Source organism: Micromonospora sp. LOL_024 (genome assembly GCF_048060415.1).
Classification (GTDB): Bacteria; Actinomycetota; Actinomycetes; order Mycobacteriales; family Micromonosporaceae; genus Micromonospora.
Window position 1 is genome coordinate 14,282 of the sequence record NZ_JBHMIS010000044.1, and the last position, 13,139, is coordinate 27,420.

At 70.1% G+C, this 13,139-nt stretch carries 13 protein-coding genes and 2 pseudogenes; 9 read left to right on the forward strand and 6 right to left on the reverse strand.

Features of this window, described 5'->3' with window-relative positions:
• Positions 1–5 precede the first annotated feature (5 nt).
• The gene (gene dpgB, locus ACFHWY_RS25640) at positions 6–689 is read left to right on the forward strand and encodes an enoyl-CoA-hydratase DpgB (protein ID WP_416582819.1); all 684 of its coding nucleotides are present in this window, start codon (positions 6–8) and stop codon (positions 687–689) included.
• Between the two features lie 4 nt (positions 690–693).
• On the opposite strand, the gene ACFHWY_RS25645 is transcribed toward dpgB, so the two are convergent.
• Positions 694–2,067: a condensation domain-containing protein gene (locus ACFHWY_RS25645; RefSeq protein ID WP_416582820.1), complete on the reverse strand. Its 1,374-nt coding sequence runs from the start codon at positions 2,065–2,067 to the stop codon at positions 694–696.
• Between the two features lie 122 nt (positions 2,068–2,189).
• Positions 2,190–2,423 carry a hypothetical protein gene (locus tag ACFHWY_RS25650; protein WP_416582821.1) on the reverse strand — a complete coding sequence of 78 codons (234 nt, stop codon included), beginning with the start codon at positions 2,421–2,423 and terminating at the stop codon, positions 2,190–2,192.
• On the opposite strand from ACFHWY_RS25650, the gene ACFHWY_RS25655 reads away from it, so the two are divergent.
• Positions 2,350–2,754, forward strand: a complete 405-nt coding sequence (locus ACFHWY_RS25655) for a TauD/TfdA dioxygenase family protein (protein WP_416582833.1) — start codon at positions 2,350–2,352, stop codon at positions 2,752–2,754. The genes ACFHWY_RS25650 and ACFHWY_RS25655 overlap by 74 nt on opposite strands.
• 68 nt (positions 2,755–2,822) lie before the next feature.
• Here the strand turns inward: ACFHWY_RS25655 and ACFHWY_RS25660 are convergent, their stop codons facing one another.
• From ACFHWY_RS25660 to ACFHWY_RS25670, 3 genes are all read right to left on the reverse strand, one after another.
• Complete coding sequence (locus tag ACFHWY_RS25660) at positions 2,823–3,542, reverse strand: hypothetical protein (RefSeq protein ID WP_416582822.1); 720 nt, start codon at positions 3,540–3,542, stop codon at positions 2,823–2,825.
• A 44-nt stretch (positions 3,543–3,586) separates the two neighbouring features.
• Complete coding sequence (locus ACFHWY_RS25665) at positions 3,587–4,570, reverse strand: NAD-dependent epimerase/dehydratase family protein (protein WP_416582823.1); 984 nt, start codon at positions 4,568–4,570, stop codon at positions 3,587–3,589.
• Positions 4,571–4,719: 149 nt separating this feature from the next.
• Positions 4,720–5,616, reverse strand: coding sequence for a 3-oxoacyl-[acyl-carrier-protein] synthase III C-terminal domain-containing protein (locus ACFHWY_RS25670; RefSeq protein WP_416582824.1), 897 nt, complete (start codon positions 5,614–5,616; stop codon positions 4,720–4,722).
• A 102-nt stretch (positions 5,617–5,718) separates the two neighbouring features.
• On the opposite strand from ACFHWY_RS25670, the gene ACFHWY_RS25675 reads away from it, so the two are divergent.
• From ACFHWY_RS25675 to ACFHWY_RS25705, 7 genes and pseudogenes are all read left to right on the forward strand, one after another.
• Positions 5,719–7,422, forward strand: coding sequence for an ABC transporter transmembrane domain-containing protein (locus ACFHWY_RS25675; RefSeq protein WP_416582825.1), 1,704 nt, complete (start codon positions 5,719–5,721; stop codon positions 7,420–7,422).
• Positions 7,419–9,161 (forward strand): ABC transporter ATP-binding protein, encoded by a 1,743-nt coding sequence (locus tag ACFHWY_RS25680; RefSeq protein WP_416582826.1) that lies wholly within the window; start codon positions 7,419–7,421, stop codon positions 9,159–9,161. Before ACFHWY_RS25675 ends, ACFHWY_RS25680 begins: the two co-directional genes overlap by 4 nt.
• The gene (locus tag ACFHWY_RS25685) at positions 9,158–10,042 is read left to right on the forward strand and encodes a transglutaminase domain-containing protein (protein ID WP_416582827.1); all 885 of its coding nucleotides are present in this window, start codon (positions 9,158–9,160) and stop codon (positions 10,040–10,042) included. Before ACFHWY_RS25680 ends, ACFHWY_RS25685 begins: the two co-directional genes overlap by 4 nt.
• Complete coding sequence (locus tag ACFHWY_RS25690; protein ID WP_416582828.1) at positions 10,039–10,728, forward strand: acyl carrier protein; 690 nt, start codon at positions 10,039–10,041, stop codon at positions 10,726–10,728. Before ACFHWY_RS25685 ends, ACFHWY_RS25690 begins: the two co-directional genes overlap by 4 nt.
• A 90-nt stretch (positions 10,729–10,818) precedes the next feature.
• A pseudogene (locus ACFHWY_RS25695) lies at positions 10,819–11,767 on the forward strand (aldehyde dehydrogenase family protein).
• 32 nt (positions 11,768–11,799) lie between these two features.
• The gene (locus ACFHWY_RS25700; RefSeq protein WP_416582829.1) at positions 11,800–12,072 is read left to right on the forward strand and encodes an ArsR/SmtB family transcription factor; all 273 of its coding nucleotides are present in this window, start codon (positions 11,800–11,802) and stop codon (positions 12,070–12,072) included.
• A 10-nt stretch (positions 12,073–12,082) separates the two neighbouring features.
• A complete protein-coding gene (locus ACFHWY_RS25705; protein WP_416582830.1) occupies positions 12,083–12,487 on the forward strand; it encodes a toxin-antitoxin system YwqK family antitoxin in 405 nt (134 codons plus the stop codon).
• 31 nt (positions 12,488–12,518) lie between these two features.
• Here the strand turns inward: ACFHWY_RS25705 and ACFHWY_RS25710 are convergent.
• Positions 12,519–13,079, reverse strand: a pseudogene (locus ACFHWY_RS25710) (nucleotide disphospho-sugar-binding domain-containing protein); the annotation flags it as partial.
• Positions 13,080–13,139: the final 60 nt, after the last annotated feature.

The window sequence follows — 13,139 nt, forward strand, 5'->3', positions numbered from 1 at the left end:
GATTCATGCGGGCACAGCCGGAAGTGGTCGAGCTGACCGACGGGTTGGGATTCCAGTTGCGGATCGAGGGCGACTGCCCCCTCGACCGGGCGGCGAGCGTGGTGGACGCCCTCTGCCGCCAGGTGGGGGAGCGGGGCGGCCAGCATGTGGTGGTGCTGCGGCTGGCCGGCGTGCCGGCCGACAGTTCCTGGCCAGGAGCGGTCGAAGTGCAGCAGGTGAACCGGTGGGAGCGCGCGCTGCGCCGGCTGGAACGGCTGACCGCGGCCAACATCGGCGTGGCCGAGGGCACCTGCGGCGGCCCGGCGCTGGACCTGCTGCTGGCGGCGGACTACCGGATCGCCACCGCCGACCTGCGGTTGCTGCTGCCGGTCAACGAGGCGCACTTCTGGCCGGGCATGGCGATGTACCGGTTGGTGGCCCAGCTCGGCATGTGCCGGGCCCGGCAGTTGGTGCTGTGGGGCCACGAGATCCTCGCCGACCGGGCCCTGGCAACCGGTCTGGTGGACGAGGTGGCTCGCGACCCGGAGGAGGCCGTCCAGGCCGCCACGGTGTTCCTCGGCCGGCTGTCCGGCCGCGAACTGGCGGTGCGCCGCCAGTTGCTGCTCGAAGCGCACTCCACCAGCTACGAGGAGGCGCTCGGTGCTCACCTGGCCGCCTGCGACCGGGAACTTCGCCGGGTGTCGGGATGACGTGTCACGCCACCGGCCGGCTCAGGACCGCCGCGGACTCGTCGCACGCCTCGCGCAACGGAAGGTCGGGACGGTCGGCCACCATCCGGACGACGGTCACCGCGGCTGCCAGGAGGGCGGCACCGTCGTGCAGATCGGCGGGATCGTGGTGCAGCGAGACCCGGAGCCCGCCGTCTGGCTGCGGATTGATCCGGATACCGGTGTTGTACTTGCGCGGAGCGAGTTCCCTCGGCGGCGGAACATCGTTGAAATCGAACGGGAAGGTACGGACCGGGCCGAACGGAATCGCACGGCGCGGCAATCGTACGTTCAGCGTGAATCTGCGCAATTCCATGACGGTGTCCAGATCGGCGAAGTCAACGAGTGCGAGCCCACCCATCGAGGGTGCGTCCAGATTGTCGGAGGAGAATTCGGCGACCCATCTACCGAGCCGGTCCGGATTGCGTTGCGGCGGATAGGTGACGAGCGTTTCCCACAACGGGCCGAGCGGGTGCAGGCCGGCGCCCGCCCGCCCGTGCCGGTGGTAGGTGACCGGAATGAAGTCGGCGCCGGACCCGCCGGAGACCGCCACCGAGATCGCGGCCAGCAGTAGATACATGGTCGGCGCGCCGGTCGCCCGCCGGGCCCGGATGATCGCGTCCAGGTCGTCCGGCGCGAAGTCCCAACTGATCAACCTGTCGGCGTCGCGTTCCCGCCACGGCCGCCACGCGCAGTGCGGCATCGCGACCCGGCGCTCGGCCCCGGCGACCCGGGGCCGCCAGAACTCCGCGGCCGACGCACGGGCCTGGGTGTCCGCCTCGACGGCCCTGGCGAACGGGACGAATCCCTGGTGGCCGGCGACCAGATCGCGCGCGGCCGGCTCGTCGCCGGCGACCAGGTGGGCGTACACCTGGCCGATCCTGCGCATGATCGCCAGCACCGAGGACTGGTCGATCAGAGCGTGGTCGAAGAAGGCGCAAAACAGGTGCTCCCCGTCGTCGACCCGGACCAGCAGGATCGTGCCAGGCGGGCCGTTCTGCTGATCCTCGACGAAGCCGCGAGCGTGGTGCAGGATGCCGGCCAGCCGCTCGGGCAGCCGTTCAGGGTCGCACCCACGCAGGTCGGCCCGGACCAGCGGTACGCCGCAGCCACCCGCTTCCGTCACGAAGACGAACCGGTCGCCGAGCCGGCGCAGCCGGCCACGCAGCACGTCGAGTTGCTCTAGGACCATGTCCAGGGTGGACTCCAGCACCGGGAGGGACAGCTCGCCATAGAGCCGGAAGCCGGCCAGGGTCGGTTCCAACGGTGTTCGGGCGGGGTTGCCGCCGTCGTCGTGCACCGCGCGCAGACAGATCTCGCGCTGCATGCCGAATGCCTCGATGTAAGACGGTTCTCTCATCATTCACCACCGATAGCGCAACAGATTCGTATATGAATTCTCGCAGTCCGGTCGCGGTGTTGCCGCCTTACCGAGTTGCTGGAACGCTCGACGGAGCGATGTCGTGGTGATGGCCAGACGAATCAGACCTGTCCTTTGCGAGGGATATCCTGAAGCGGGAGCAGCATCTCGACCACGCCAGCCACATCGCCTGCGGGCGGCAGTTCGGCGACCTCACCTACGCCCACCCGCACGACGAAGCACCGCCGGCAGTACGGATACCTCACCGGCTGGCACACCGACATCACCCCGGCGGTCAACCCGCCGGCCGGCTCGATCCTGCGGGCCGGGGTGACGCCGGCGTTCGGCGGGGACACGATGTGGACCAACCTGGCTGCCGCGTACCGAGGGCTCCCCGCTGCGATGCGGGCGTTCGTCGACCAGTTGCGCGCCGAGCACCGCTACGGCGGTCCCGACAAACCGGCCCCCGACAGCCCGTACGCGAAGCGCATCCTGGACAACCCGATGGTCTCCATCCATCCGGTGGTCCGGGTGCACCCGGCGACCGGCGGGCGCGTCCTCTACGTCAACCCCGGCTTCACCAGCCACGTCGTCATCGGCGATCGGCCGGTGGGCGTCGACGGGCGGCAGTCCGAACTGGTGGCTGGTGAGCCGTTCACCGCGAAGCGGATCGTCGTCACCAGCTGACCGGGCCATGGCCCCGCCGGAATCTCGACTGCCGAGATTCCGGCGGGCCGGCTGTAGCGTGGACGGCGTCATCGATGCGGTCGGCACAGCATGGCGACCCGGTCCCGATCGGCAACGTCCACCAGGGACGGCAGGGTAGAGATGAGGTCCCCGTACGTGTCCCGCTCCGGCCGGACGGTACGCGCCGGCCCGATGAAGCTGAGATTGAGGTAGTGGCGCGGGCCGTGCGCATCCGACGGCGGACGCATGTGCCACATGGCCGAGTTGACGAGCACGACCAGTCCCGGGTCGCCGGTGAGCACCAGGTCGTCGGATCGGATCTCGTAGCCCTGCCGGTTCGGGTGGTGCCGCGGCACGCCGACCAGGTGGCTACCCGGGCGCAGCACCAGCGGGCCCTTCTCGGCGGACAGCCCGGCCGGGTAGACCATGACGTGCATCATCATGGTCGCCGCCGAGCCGTCCCAGGTCTCGTCGCTGTCGAAGTCGTGGTGCCACACCTTGCCGGCCCCGTCGGTGATCCGTTTGCCGTTCGCGTGGTGGAACAGGTAGGAGCCGCCCAGCACCGCGGCGACCGGGGCTTGCACCAGGTCGGTGCAGAGCAGCTCGAGGAACGGCTCGTGCGGTATCAGGGCCTTCGACTCGGGGTGCGTTTCGGCCAGCCGGTCCAGCCCGGCCACGAGCCGGTCGTTCCACACCGGCGGCAGGTAGTCGGGCAGGACGGCGTAGCCGTCACGGTGGACGGCGTCGCGCGCCGCCCCGATCGCCTCGGTTCCCCGTGAGCTGTGCATGCTCCTCCTTCACCGGCGGGACGTTCGTCAGCTTGAGGTTCAGGTCAGGCGTGGCTGCCGGCCGCGGCCGGAGTCCGGTCGCGCAGCCAGTCCACATGCCGTGTCATGCCCTCGTGCAGGCGGACCTTCGGCTGGTAGCCGAGCAGCGCGACGGCTCGGGTGAGGTCGGCCCGGGTCGCCGGTACGTCGCCGGCCTGCGATTCGCTCGGCCGGATCGGCACCGAGCGGCCGGTCACTGCGGCGGCGGTATCCAGGACGTCGGCCAGGCTCTGGCTGGAACCTCCGCCGACGTTGAAGATCGCGACGTCCGCGTCCACCGAGGCGGCCGCGATGGTGGCGTCGACGACGTCGGAGACGTACGTGAACTCCCGGGTCTGCGTCCCGTCGCCGAACACCGTGAACGGCTGCTCGGTGAGGGCGGCCTGGAGGATCCGGCCGATCGCCATGTCGGGGCGCTGCCGTGGACCGTACACGGTGAAGTAGCGCAGGATCGCCGTGGTGGGCGCCTTGGCGTTGCCGGCGACATAGGCCGCGGCGAGATGCTCACCGGTCAGTTTCGTGACGCCGTACGGCGAAAGTGGCGCGAGCCTGTCGGTCTCCCGGCTCGGCCCGTTCGCCACCCCGTACACGCTGGATGACGAGGCGTAGACCAGGCGCGGCACGCCGAGTCGCGTGCACGCGACGAGGATCCGCTGGGTGCCGAGCACGTTTGCGGCGGTGTAGCGGCCGAAATTTCTACCCCAGGAGCTGCGGACGCCGGGAACCGCGGCGAGGTGATAAACCACCTCGCAGCCGGCGATCGCGGCGTCCAGGTCGTCGGTGGCGATGTCCGCCCGTACCGGCGTGAATTTCGGGTGTCGCAGTGCCCCGGCCAAGTTGGCGTTTGCCGCGTTGGCGTCCACCGCCTGATGGTCCAGCCCGACGACTTCTTGACCGGCCGCTAGCAAGGCATCCACCAGGTGCGATCCGATGAAACCGGCTGCACCAGTCACGAGCACACGACCACGCGGCTTCTGCTCTCGATCCATCGCGGTGAATCCTCCCCGCAGGCGACAACGTACCGACGCGACGATGAAAGCACGGCGGGCGCACGCCATCCCGACGGTCGATGCCGGGGGTGCGCGGGGCTTATGCGGGCGCTATGCGGAGGGGTTCTACGTTAACCGACGGCCCACGATCACAGCATTTCGATGGCTAGCGTCGACCAGGAGTGAGGCCCGGTCGCGGCGGCCAGCAGATGATCGCCAGGCGCGACTCGGCCCTGTGCCGCGTAGCGGTCCAGCGTCACCAGAATGTCGGCGGAGAAGCAATGACCATATTCGGCGATCGGCCCGATCAGCAGCCGCTCGGTGGGCACGCCCGTCGCTGCGGCGAGGAAATGCTGGGAAAAGATCCGGTAGTTACCGAACACGACGTGCCGGAAGTCCTCGGGACGCTGACCGGTGGCCTGCAACAGGTCCGCGACGCCTCCCCCGGCCAGCTCCACCAGCGACAGCATGTCCATCTCGCCCAACCCGGCGTCGCCGCCGGACCGGGTACGGACAGAGATGCCGTGCACCGAGAACCGCAGGCCGTCGTCGCCCGCAGCGGTGCCGTCGGTGACCATGCAGGCGGCCGCGCCGTCGCTGAAGATCGACATGCCGCTGTTCATGAGCCGACTCCCGGTCACCGCCCGATCGGCGAGCAGCAGCAGGATCCGCCGGTACGTCCCGCCGCGCAGCGCGTCGCGGGCCACCTGCAGGGCTGGGCCGAGGTTTCCGCAACCGTGACCGGACACGGCGAGGTGGTCGATGCCGGCGAGGCCGAGCCGGTTGTTGATCCGGGCCAGCGAATCGGGTCGGTCGCTGTCGTTCTCACTGATGTACAGGAGGAGATCTGGGCTCCCGCCGGCGGTCGCCAGACTGCGTTCGCCGGCCTGCACGGCGAGCTGCCACGGCGGCAGGTCGCTGTGCCGGTAGTCGGCGAGGCCGTGCTGCGCCGCGGTCAGTTCGACCGCCGCTTCGTCGCCCAGATCCGAGATGCTGCGCCGGTCCCCGTGCGCATAGCCGATCGACGAGACGTAGATGCTTTGCAAGGCTCCCCGCTTCAACGTAGAGATGAGGATCGACACGACGGTAACACCGACGTCGGTCGTATTAAGTCCCCACTTTTACTGTTCTGTTAGGATCGACGGCCAATGCGTGAGTATCCGCTATTCGATCCGGGTGTCTCCGACCACCGTTCCGCGCGGCGCTATCTGCTCTGGCTCGTCGGCGTCGTCCGCATCCCGATCACTGTCGGCGTCGTCTACGGCATTGGATTCATGCTGGCAGGCTCGCTGACACCGCAGGTCGTCGGCAAGGCGATCGACGAGGGCCTCATCGCCCGCGATCGGACCGCTCTGCTGTGGTGGGGCGGCACACTGTTCGGCTTGGTCGTGTTCGGCGCGATCACCGCCGTCCTCCAGGAGCGCGCCGACTTTGTCACCCAGAGTGCCGGTTCGTTCCACACCATGACTCTGGTCAACCGGCAGGCCGCGTGGCTCGGCGCGACGCTGCGCTCCCGGGTCAACACCGGCGAGGTCGTCAGCATCGGCGTCGGCGACCTCACCGCGATCGGCGCCGGCCTGAGGTCGACGTCCCGTGGCGCCGGTGCCGTCGTCGCCATCGTCACGGTCGCGACGATCATGGTGACCAGCGCCTGGCAGCTCGGGCTGACCGTCTTGGTCGGCGTTCCGCTGATCTTCTGGGCCACCGCCGCAGCCCTCGGCCCGCTGCGTCGGCGCCAGGCCGAGCTGCGCCGCCAGCAGGAGGAACTGGCCAGCCAGGCGGTCGACATCGCCGGCGGTCTGCGGGTGCTGCGCGGGTTCGGCGGCGAGAACCGGTTCGCCGAACGGTACCGCGAGCAGTCTCAGCGCACCCGGCTGGTGGCGATCCAAGTGGCCCGAGTCGGCGCACTGCTGGCGGCCCTGAAAGCTCTGCTGCCCGGTTTGCTCGCCGTCGCCGTGGTCTGGCTCGGTGCCCGGCTCGTGCTCGCCGGTTCGCTCAGAGCCGGACAGCTCGTCGCGTTCTATGGCTACGCGGTGTTCCTCGCCACCCCGTTGCGCTGGTTCACTGACACCGCCGAAATGCTGACCCGGGCGCAGGTGTCGGCCGGGCGCGCGTGCGGATTTCTGACCGTGCGGCGCACCGTCGAAGAGCCCGCAGCCGGCCCGGCCGGCGCCTCTTGGGACGGCGACCTGGTCGACCCGACTTCCGGCCTGGAATGCCGGCAAGGCGTGTTCACCGCGGTTGCCTGCGCGTCGTCGGCGGACACCCTGGCGATCGCCGACCGGCTCGGCCGGTACCGGCCCGGTGCGGTCACGCTCGGCGGCACGCCGCTTGCCGACCTGCCATTGCCGGAGGTCCGCCGGCACATCCTGGTGGTGGCCAATGACGACCACCTGTTCGCCGGCCGGCTGCGCACCGAGCTGGACCCGGGCGAGCAGCACCCCGACGAGCATCTGACCGACCTGGCGGCCACCGCCTCGGCGCACGATGTCATCGAGCCGTTGCCGGACGGGCTGGACACCGAGGTCCAGGCGGGCGGCCGGAACTTCTCCGGCGGCGAGCGGCAGCGCCTGCGCCTGCTCCGGGCGCTGGCCGTCGACCCCGACGTGCTCATCCTGGTCGACCCGACCAGCGCGGTCGACGCGCACACCGAGGACCGCATCGCGGGTCGCCTGCGGGACCGCCGGCACGGCCGCACCACTGTGGTGTTCACCACCAGCCCGATCGTGCTGGGCGAGGCGGACACCGTGGTCCACATCGAGTCGTCCGTCGTCGTGGCGGCGGGCAGCCACGGCGAACTGCTCACCGGCGAGAGCTACCGTGCGCTGGTGACGAGGGGGGTGGACCTATGAAGACGCTGCCGATAGCCTCCTCCGCCGACGTCCGGCGCTACGTCTGGCGGCTGTTCCGCCGCCATCCCCGGCAGATGGCCGGCACCCTGGCCCTGCACGCCCTCGCCGCGGCCTCCGGCATAATGGCGCCCCGGCTGGTCGGCGAACTGGTCGGTGACGTCCAGGCTGGCGTCGACCGGGTCGAAATCACGGTGCTACTGATCTTCCTGTTCATCCTCGGGCAGTCCGCCCTGCTGTGCGCCGCGGTCTACCAGTCCGCCAAGCTGGCCGAGCGGGTGATCGCCCAACTGCGCGAGGACTTCATCCGGGACGTGCTGGACCTCCCGTTGTCGACGGTGGAGCAGGCGGGCGTCGGTGACCTGGTGGCCCGCTCCACCCGCGACGTCGACTCGCTGGCGCAGACCGTACGCAACACCGTGCCGAGCACGTTGGTGGCCATCACCACGCTGATCGTGGTCTTCGGCGCGATCGCGTTCACCGGCTGGCTCATGCTGATCCCGGCCTTGGCGGTGCTCCCGGCGCTGGCGCCGACCGCGCGCTGGTACCTGCGCCGGGCCCGCCCCGGCTACCTCGCCGAGCAGGCCTCGCACGCCCAGGCGGCGGAGACGCTCACCGAGACGGTCATCGGCGCCCGAACGGTCGAGGCGCTGGCGATCGCACCCCGGCGGATCGACCGGATGCGCGACGCGGTCGGCACCGCGTACCGGGCCGAGCGCTACACGCTCTGGCTGCGGACGGTGTTTCTGCCGATCAGCGACACCACGGTAGCCATCCCGGTGGTGGCGACCGTGGTCGTCGGCGGGCTGTTCTACCTCGACGGACGGGTGACGCTGGCGGCGGTCATCGCCGCCACCCTGTACAGCCAGCAACTGGCCGGGCAACTCGACCTGCTGCTCTACCAGCAGGACAAGCTTCAGGTCGGCGGCGCGGCGATGGCCCGGCTGCTGGGCGTCAACGGAGAGACGACGGCGACACCGGATCGGGAGTACACCGAGACCCCCGGCCGCCGGGAACTCGAGGTGCGCGACGTGCGTTTCGCGTACGGCAGCGGGCCCGACATCCTGCACGAGGTCAGCCTTACGGTTCGGGCCGGCGAGCGGCTGGCGATCGTCGGCGCGTCCGGTGCCGGCAAGACCACGCTCGGCCGGCTGATTGCCGGGATCGACCAGCCCACCGCCGGGTCGGTGACGCTCGGCGGCGTCAGGCTGGAGACCATCCCGCGGGGCCGGCTGCGCGCTCAGATCGTGCTGGTGACGCAGGAATACCACGTGTTCCGCGAGACGTTGCGGGACAACCTGCTAATGGCCCGGCCGGACGCCAGCGAGGCACGGCTCCGCGAGGTGCTGACCGCGGTCGGCGCCGGGATCTGGGCGATCGAACTCGGTCTGGACACCCCGCTGGGCCCCGGCAGCCGGGACCTGTCGCCGGCCGAGGCTCAGCAGGTGTCGCTGGCCCGGTTGCTGCTCAGCGACCCGCACACCTTGGTCCTGGACGAGGCGACCGCCCTGCTCGACCCGCGGATGGCGCGCGACCTGGAACGGTCGTTCGCCGCGGTGCTGGAGGGCCGCACGGTGATCTCGATCGCGCACCGGCTGCACACCGCGCACGACGCCGACCGGGTGTTGGTGATGGACGCCGGCCGGATCGTCGAGGAGGGCACACACGACGAGCTGATCTTGGCCGGCGGAGCCTACGAGGCACTGTGGAACGCCTGGCACGGCAAGCGGGCCGTGCGATGACCGACCGCCTCGAGGCCATCGTCGCGCCGATCCTGCGGATACCGCCCGAGTACCGCCGCTACCACGTGTCCGCCGCCGAGGTCGGCGTCACCCACGGGGTGAACGCCGACCTGCTCGCCCGGCTGGTCGACCTGGGCGTTCCGCATGTCGGCGCCGGCGACGACGCGCTGTTCGACGAGAACGACGTGGCCGCGGTCGCACTGCGCCTCGGGCTGCCCTCGGTGCACGGGTTCACCATGCGGTTCTGGCTGAAGTCGCTGCGCCGGCTACAGCGGACATCGACCGTCTACCGAGTCGGCGTCCAGGCCGACTGCCCGGCACCGCGGCACGGCGGCACCTGTGCCTACCGGGTGCTTGACACCGACGGCTCGAAGCGCGATTTCGTCACCGGCAACCGCCGGGAACGCGTCGGCTCGCTGCGGCTGAGCGCGCACGAGCGTCCGTACGAGCTGCCGCAGGTTCTGCTCGGCCTGGTGGGTGAGTTCGCCGACGTCGACCTGTATCCGCTGCCCACCGCGATGCGGCACGACGCCGCGTTCCTGACCGAGTTCCGGGCCGGCCCCTGCACCCTGTTCACGGACGTGCTGGTGGCGGAGGCGCGTCGACGTGGGCTCGCGGCCCGGACCGCGTATGGGATCATTGTTGCGGCCCCCTACTCGCAGCCGCACAGCTGGGCCGAAATCCTGGTCGAAGACCGTTGGTTGAAGGTTGACCCGCAGGTGCCGCGGTCGCTCCAGTCGTTCGGCCTCTGCACCGAGGACGACTGGCCGCAAACGCTGTCGCCCGCCGGCCTCTATCACCGCTTGGCCGCGGAGCCGCCGCTCGTGTCGCACTCCGGTCTGGCCTGCCAGGTGTCGCTGCCGACGACGGTGGCGTCGTGAGTTTCCCGCTGCTGGCACTGGTCGACGGCGAACGGCACGGGCCCCTGTGGTCGATGCTGCGCCCCCGGCTGGCGTCCGTGTGTGACATCGTCGAACTGGCGCGGGCGCCGCGGCCGGGCCTATGCGCGGTGCTCGCCACCGGCGGGTTGGCGCCGGCCGGCTACCGTCTCGCCACGGACCTCCCCGACGCCACTCGCGCGGTGTTGATCGACCCCGGCCCGCCGAACGGGCCGGCCTCGGCGGACCAGGCGCTCAGCGTCATCGGCTTCGCCGCCGAGCCGCTGCTGGCCTGGCGTGGCCTCGTAGGTCCGGCCTTCGAACTGCGTCTGCTGCCGTCCGCGCCGCCGGCCCAGATCGTCGACCTGCTGACCGATCATGTCCTCGACGCGCTGGGTCTCGTGCCCATCAGGATAGGAGAGCCCATGTCCACACCCCTGACCCTTCCCGGCCGGTTCGAGAGCGTGCTGCGCCGGCAGTGCCAATTCCTCGACCAGAACGAGCCCTTGGACCCGAACGCCCGTCTTGACACCCTCGGCCTGGACTCGTTCGGCGTCGTCAACCTCGTAGTGGACATTGAGGACGAGTTCGGGGTGGTGCTGCCCGAGGAGCTGATGACCGAGGACGTGTTCACCACCCCGACGACACTGTGGGCCGCTGTGGCCGACATCGTTCGCCCCACGTCCTGAAGCGAAGCGCGAGTCTGGTACCTGCCTGCCCGGGACTACGCCACCTCGGACGTCGGCCAGATACACGTCCGGCGTCGTCGAACCAGCGCTATGGCCTCTCCCAGCGAGGTCCGCTGCTTCCTGCGCGGCGCCTGGGACGAGAGGGTGGTCCACCTCGACGGCATCAAGGCGGAGTTTGTCGGCAACGTGGCCAACCTGAGTTCGCTGGCCGTCGTCGCGCTGATCACGCTGATCGACCCCATCGGTCAAGGCCGCAGACGCTGGACCACCCGCTCAAGAGCGCCCCCAACGGTGGTCCGCAGTGGCGAGGTGCTGCGCTTCCTGGCCGACGAGGGCCGCCGGCTGACTGGTGTCACCGGACCTGCCGACGACGCCCGCACCCTCGCGTACACGTTCCGGGTGCCGATCGGCGTGGTAGGGCTCGTCACTCCGTGGAACTTCCCGCTCGCAGTTCCTATGTGGGGTCGGCGGCTGCGCTGGTGGTCGGCTGCACCGCGGTCCTCAAGCGGTCGCCGCTAGCCCCCTGGGCCGCGGCACTGATGGTGCAGCTGTTCCTTGACGCGGGCGTACCGCCGGGCGTGCCCAACCTGGTGCAGGGTGGCGGAGAGCCCGCGGAGACGATTGTGGCGCACCGGGACGTCGCGGGGTGTCGTTCACCGATTCGGTTCCGGTCGGTGTCGCGATCCACGAGGCGGCGCCGCGGCTGCTGCGCACCCAGCTTGAGCTGGGCGGCAACTACGCCGGGCTCGTCCTGCCCGGCGCTGACCTGGACGCGGCCATCAGCGCCGGGCTGTCCGGCGCTTTCGGCCCGGCCGGGTAGCGGTGTAGCGCGACCAGCCGCGTGATCGTGGACGAAGGTCTCGCCGCCGCGTTCCTGCCGGCGCTCGCGGCACGGGTGTCGGCCCTGCAGGTCGGCCGCGGCGACGATCCGGACGTGGACATGGGGCCGGTCATCACTGCCGCGGCACGCGGCGGTGCTTCGGCGCTATCGGGGACCCGCGGGCACGCGGCGCCCGGATGCGAGAGGGCGAAGCCTTGATAGGCAAGCGTCGGATTACCTATGGTTGACGGGTGCAGGTGCTCTACCGAGCGCTGGCTGACCTGACGCGGCGGCGGATCATGGACGAGCTCGCCCTCGCCGACGGTCTGAGCCTGTTCGAGATCCATAGCCGCTTGTTCACGGAGCATGGCACCACCTCGACCCGACAGGCGATCTCTCAGCACCTGGCCGTACTGGAGAAGGCTGGCCTGGTTTGGTTCGAACGGGTCGGCCGCACCAAGGTTCATCATCTCGACACTGCACCACTGCGCTCGATCATCGAGCGCTGGCCACTGAGCGAATAGGAGAACGCACGTGAGTACCCCACCGACTTCGGACGAGAAGGACGCACAGGGCCGCAAGACGGGCCTCTGGACCGACCCGGACTCGCACGGCGGTGTAATGGTCGGCGAGTATGTCGAGGGCGAGCGGCAGGGCACCTGGCGACACTTCTCTGCCGACGGCAGGTTGCGTGCGGAGGGCGGATTCGACAACGGGACCGTGCACGGCGAGTGGGTGTGGTATCGCTCGTCCGGCGGCATCATGCAGCGGGGTGGATTCGACCACGGACGCAAGCACGGCACGTGGACGAGGTGGAACGCCGCTGGTGAGCTGATCGATCGGGGTGACTACGCCAGCAACAAGAAGGTCGGTGAGTGGACGACGTTCAACCCCGACGGCACGGTGAAGCGTACGGTGACCCACTCTGCCCGCCGCTGACGGCACGTACCGTAGCGGCCGGTGGGTCTGATCATCCCGGAGGCTGGTCCAGGTACCTCTCGATGCGGTCGGCTGCCGCCGGCGGACCACCGGCCGTCAGGATCTCGTGTCGCACCCGATCGACCCGCTCGCGCAGCGCCGGGTCGTCGTGGAAACGTTGCACGGTAGCCCGGATGGTTGCCGGCTCGACCTGCTCCGGCATCAGTTCGTAGCCGAGCCCCAGCTCGACGACGCGGCGGGCCGACGGCGCGGCCTCGGTCGCGAAGTGCGGCACCAGCACCAGCGGTACGCCGGCCGCCAGGGATTCCAGTACGGCGCCGGTCGTACCGTGGGTGACGGAGGCGTCCGCGTGTGGCAGGACCTCGTGGAACGGGATCCAGGGGTGGGCCTCCGCGTTCGGCGGCAGTGGCTCCAGCACGGTGGGGTCGAGGAAGGTGCCGATCGCCAGCACCGTCTGCCACCGGGTGCCGGCGAACGCCTCGGCGCAGGTTCGGAAAAACTCGGGATGCTCGTTGAACTGGTTGCCGAGTGACACCAGGATCACCGGAGTGTCCGGAGTGGGTGGCTGCCAGCCGGTGCGTACCGGCCGATCAGGGCTTAATCAAGTTCCGTGGGTGTCCGGAGTGTTGGTGATGCCCAGGATGGGGAGTGC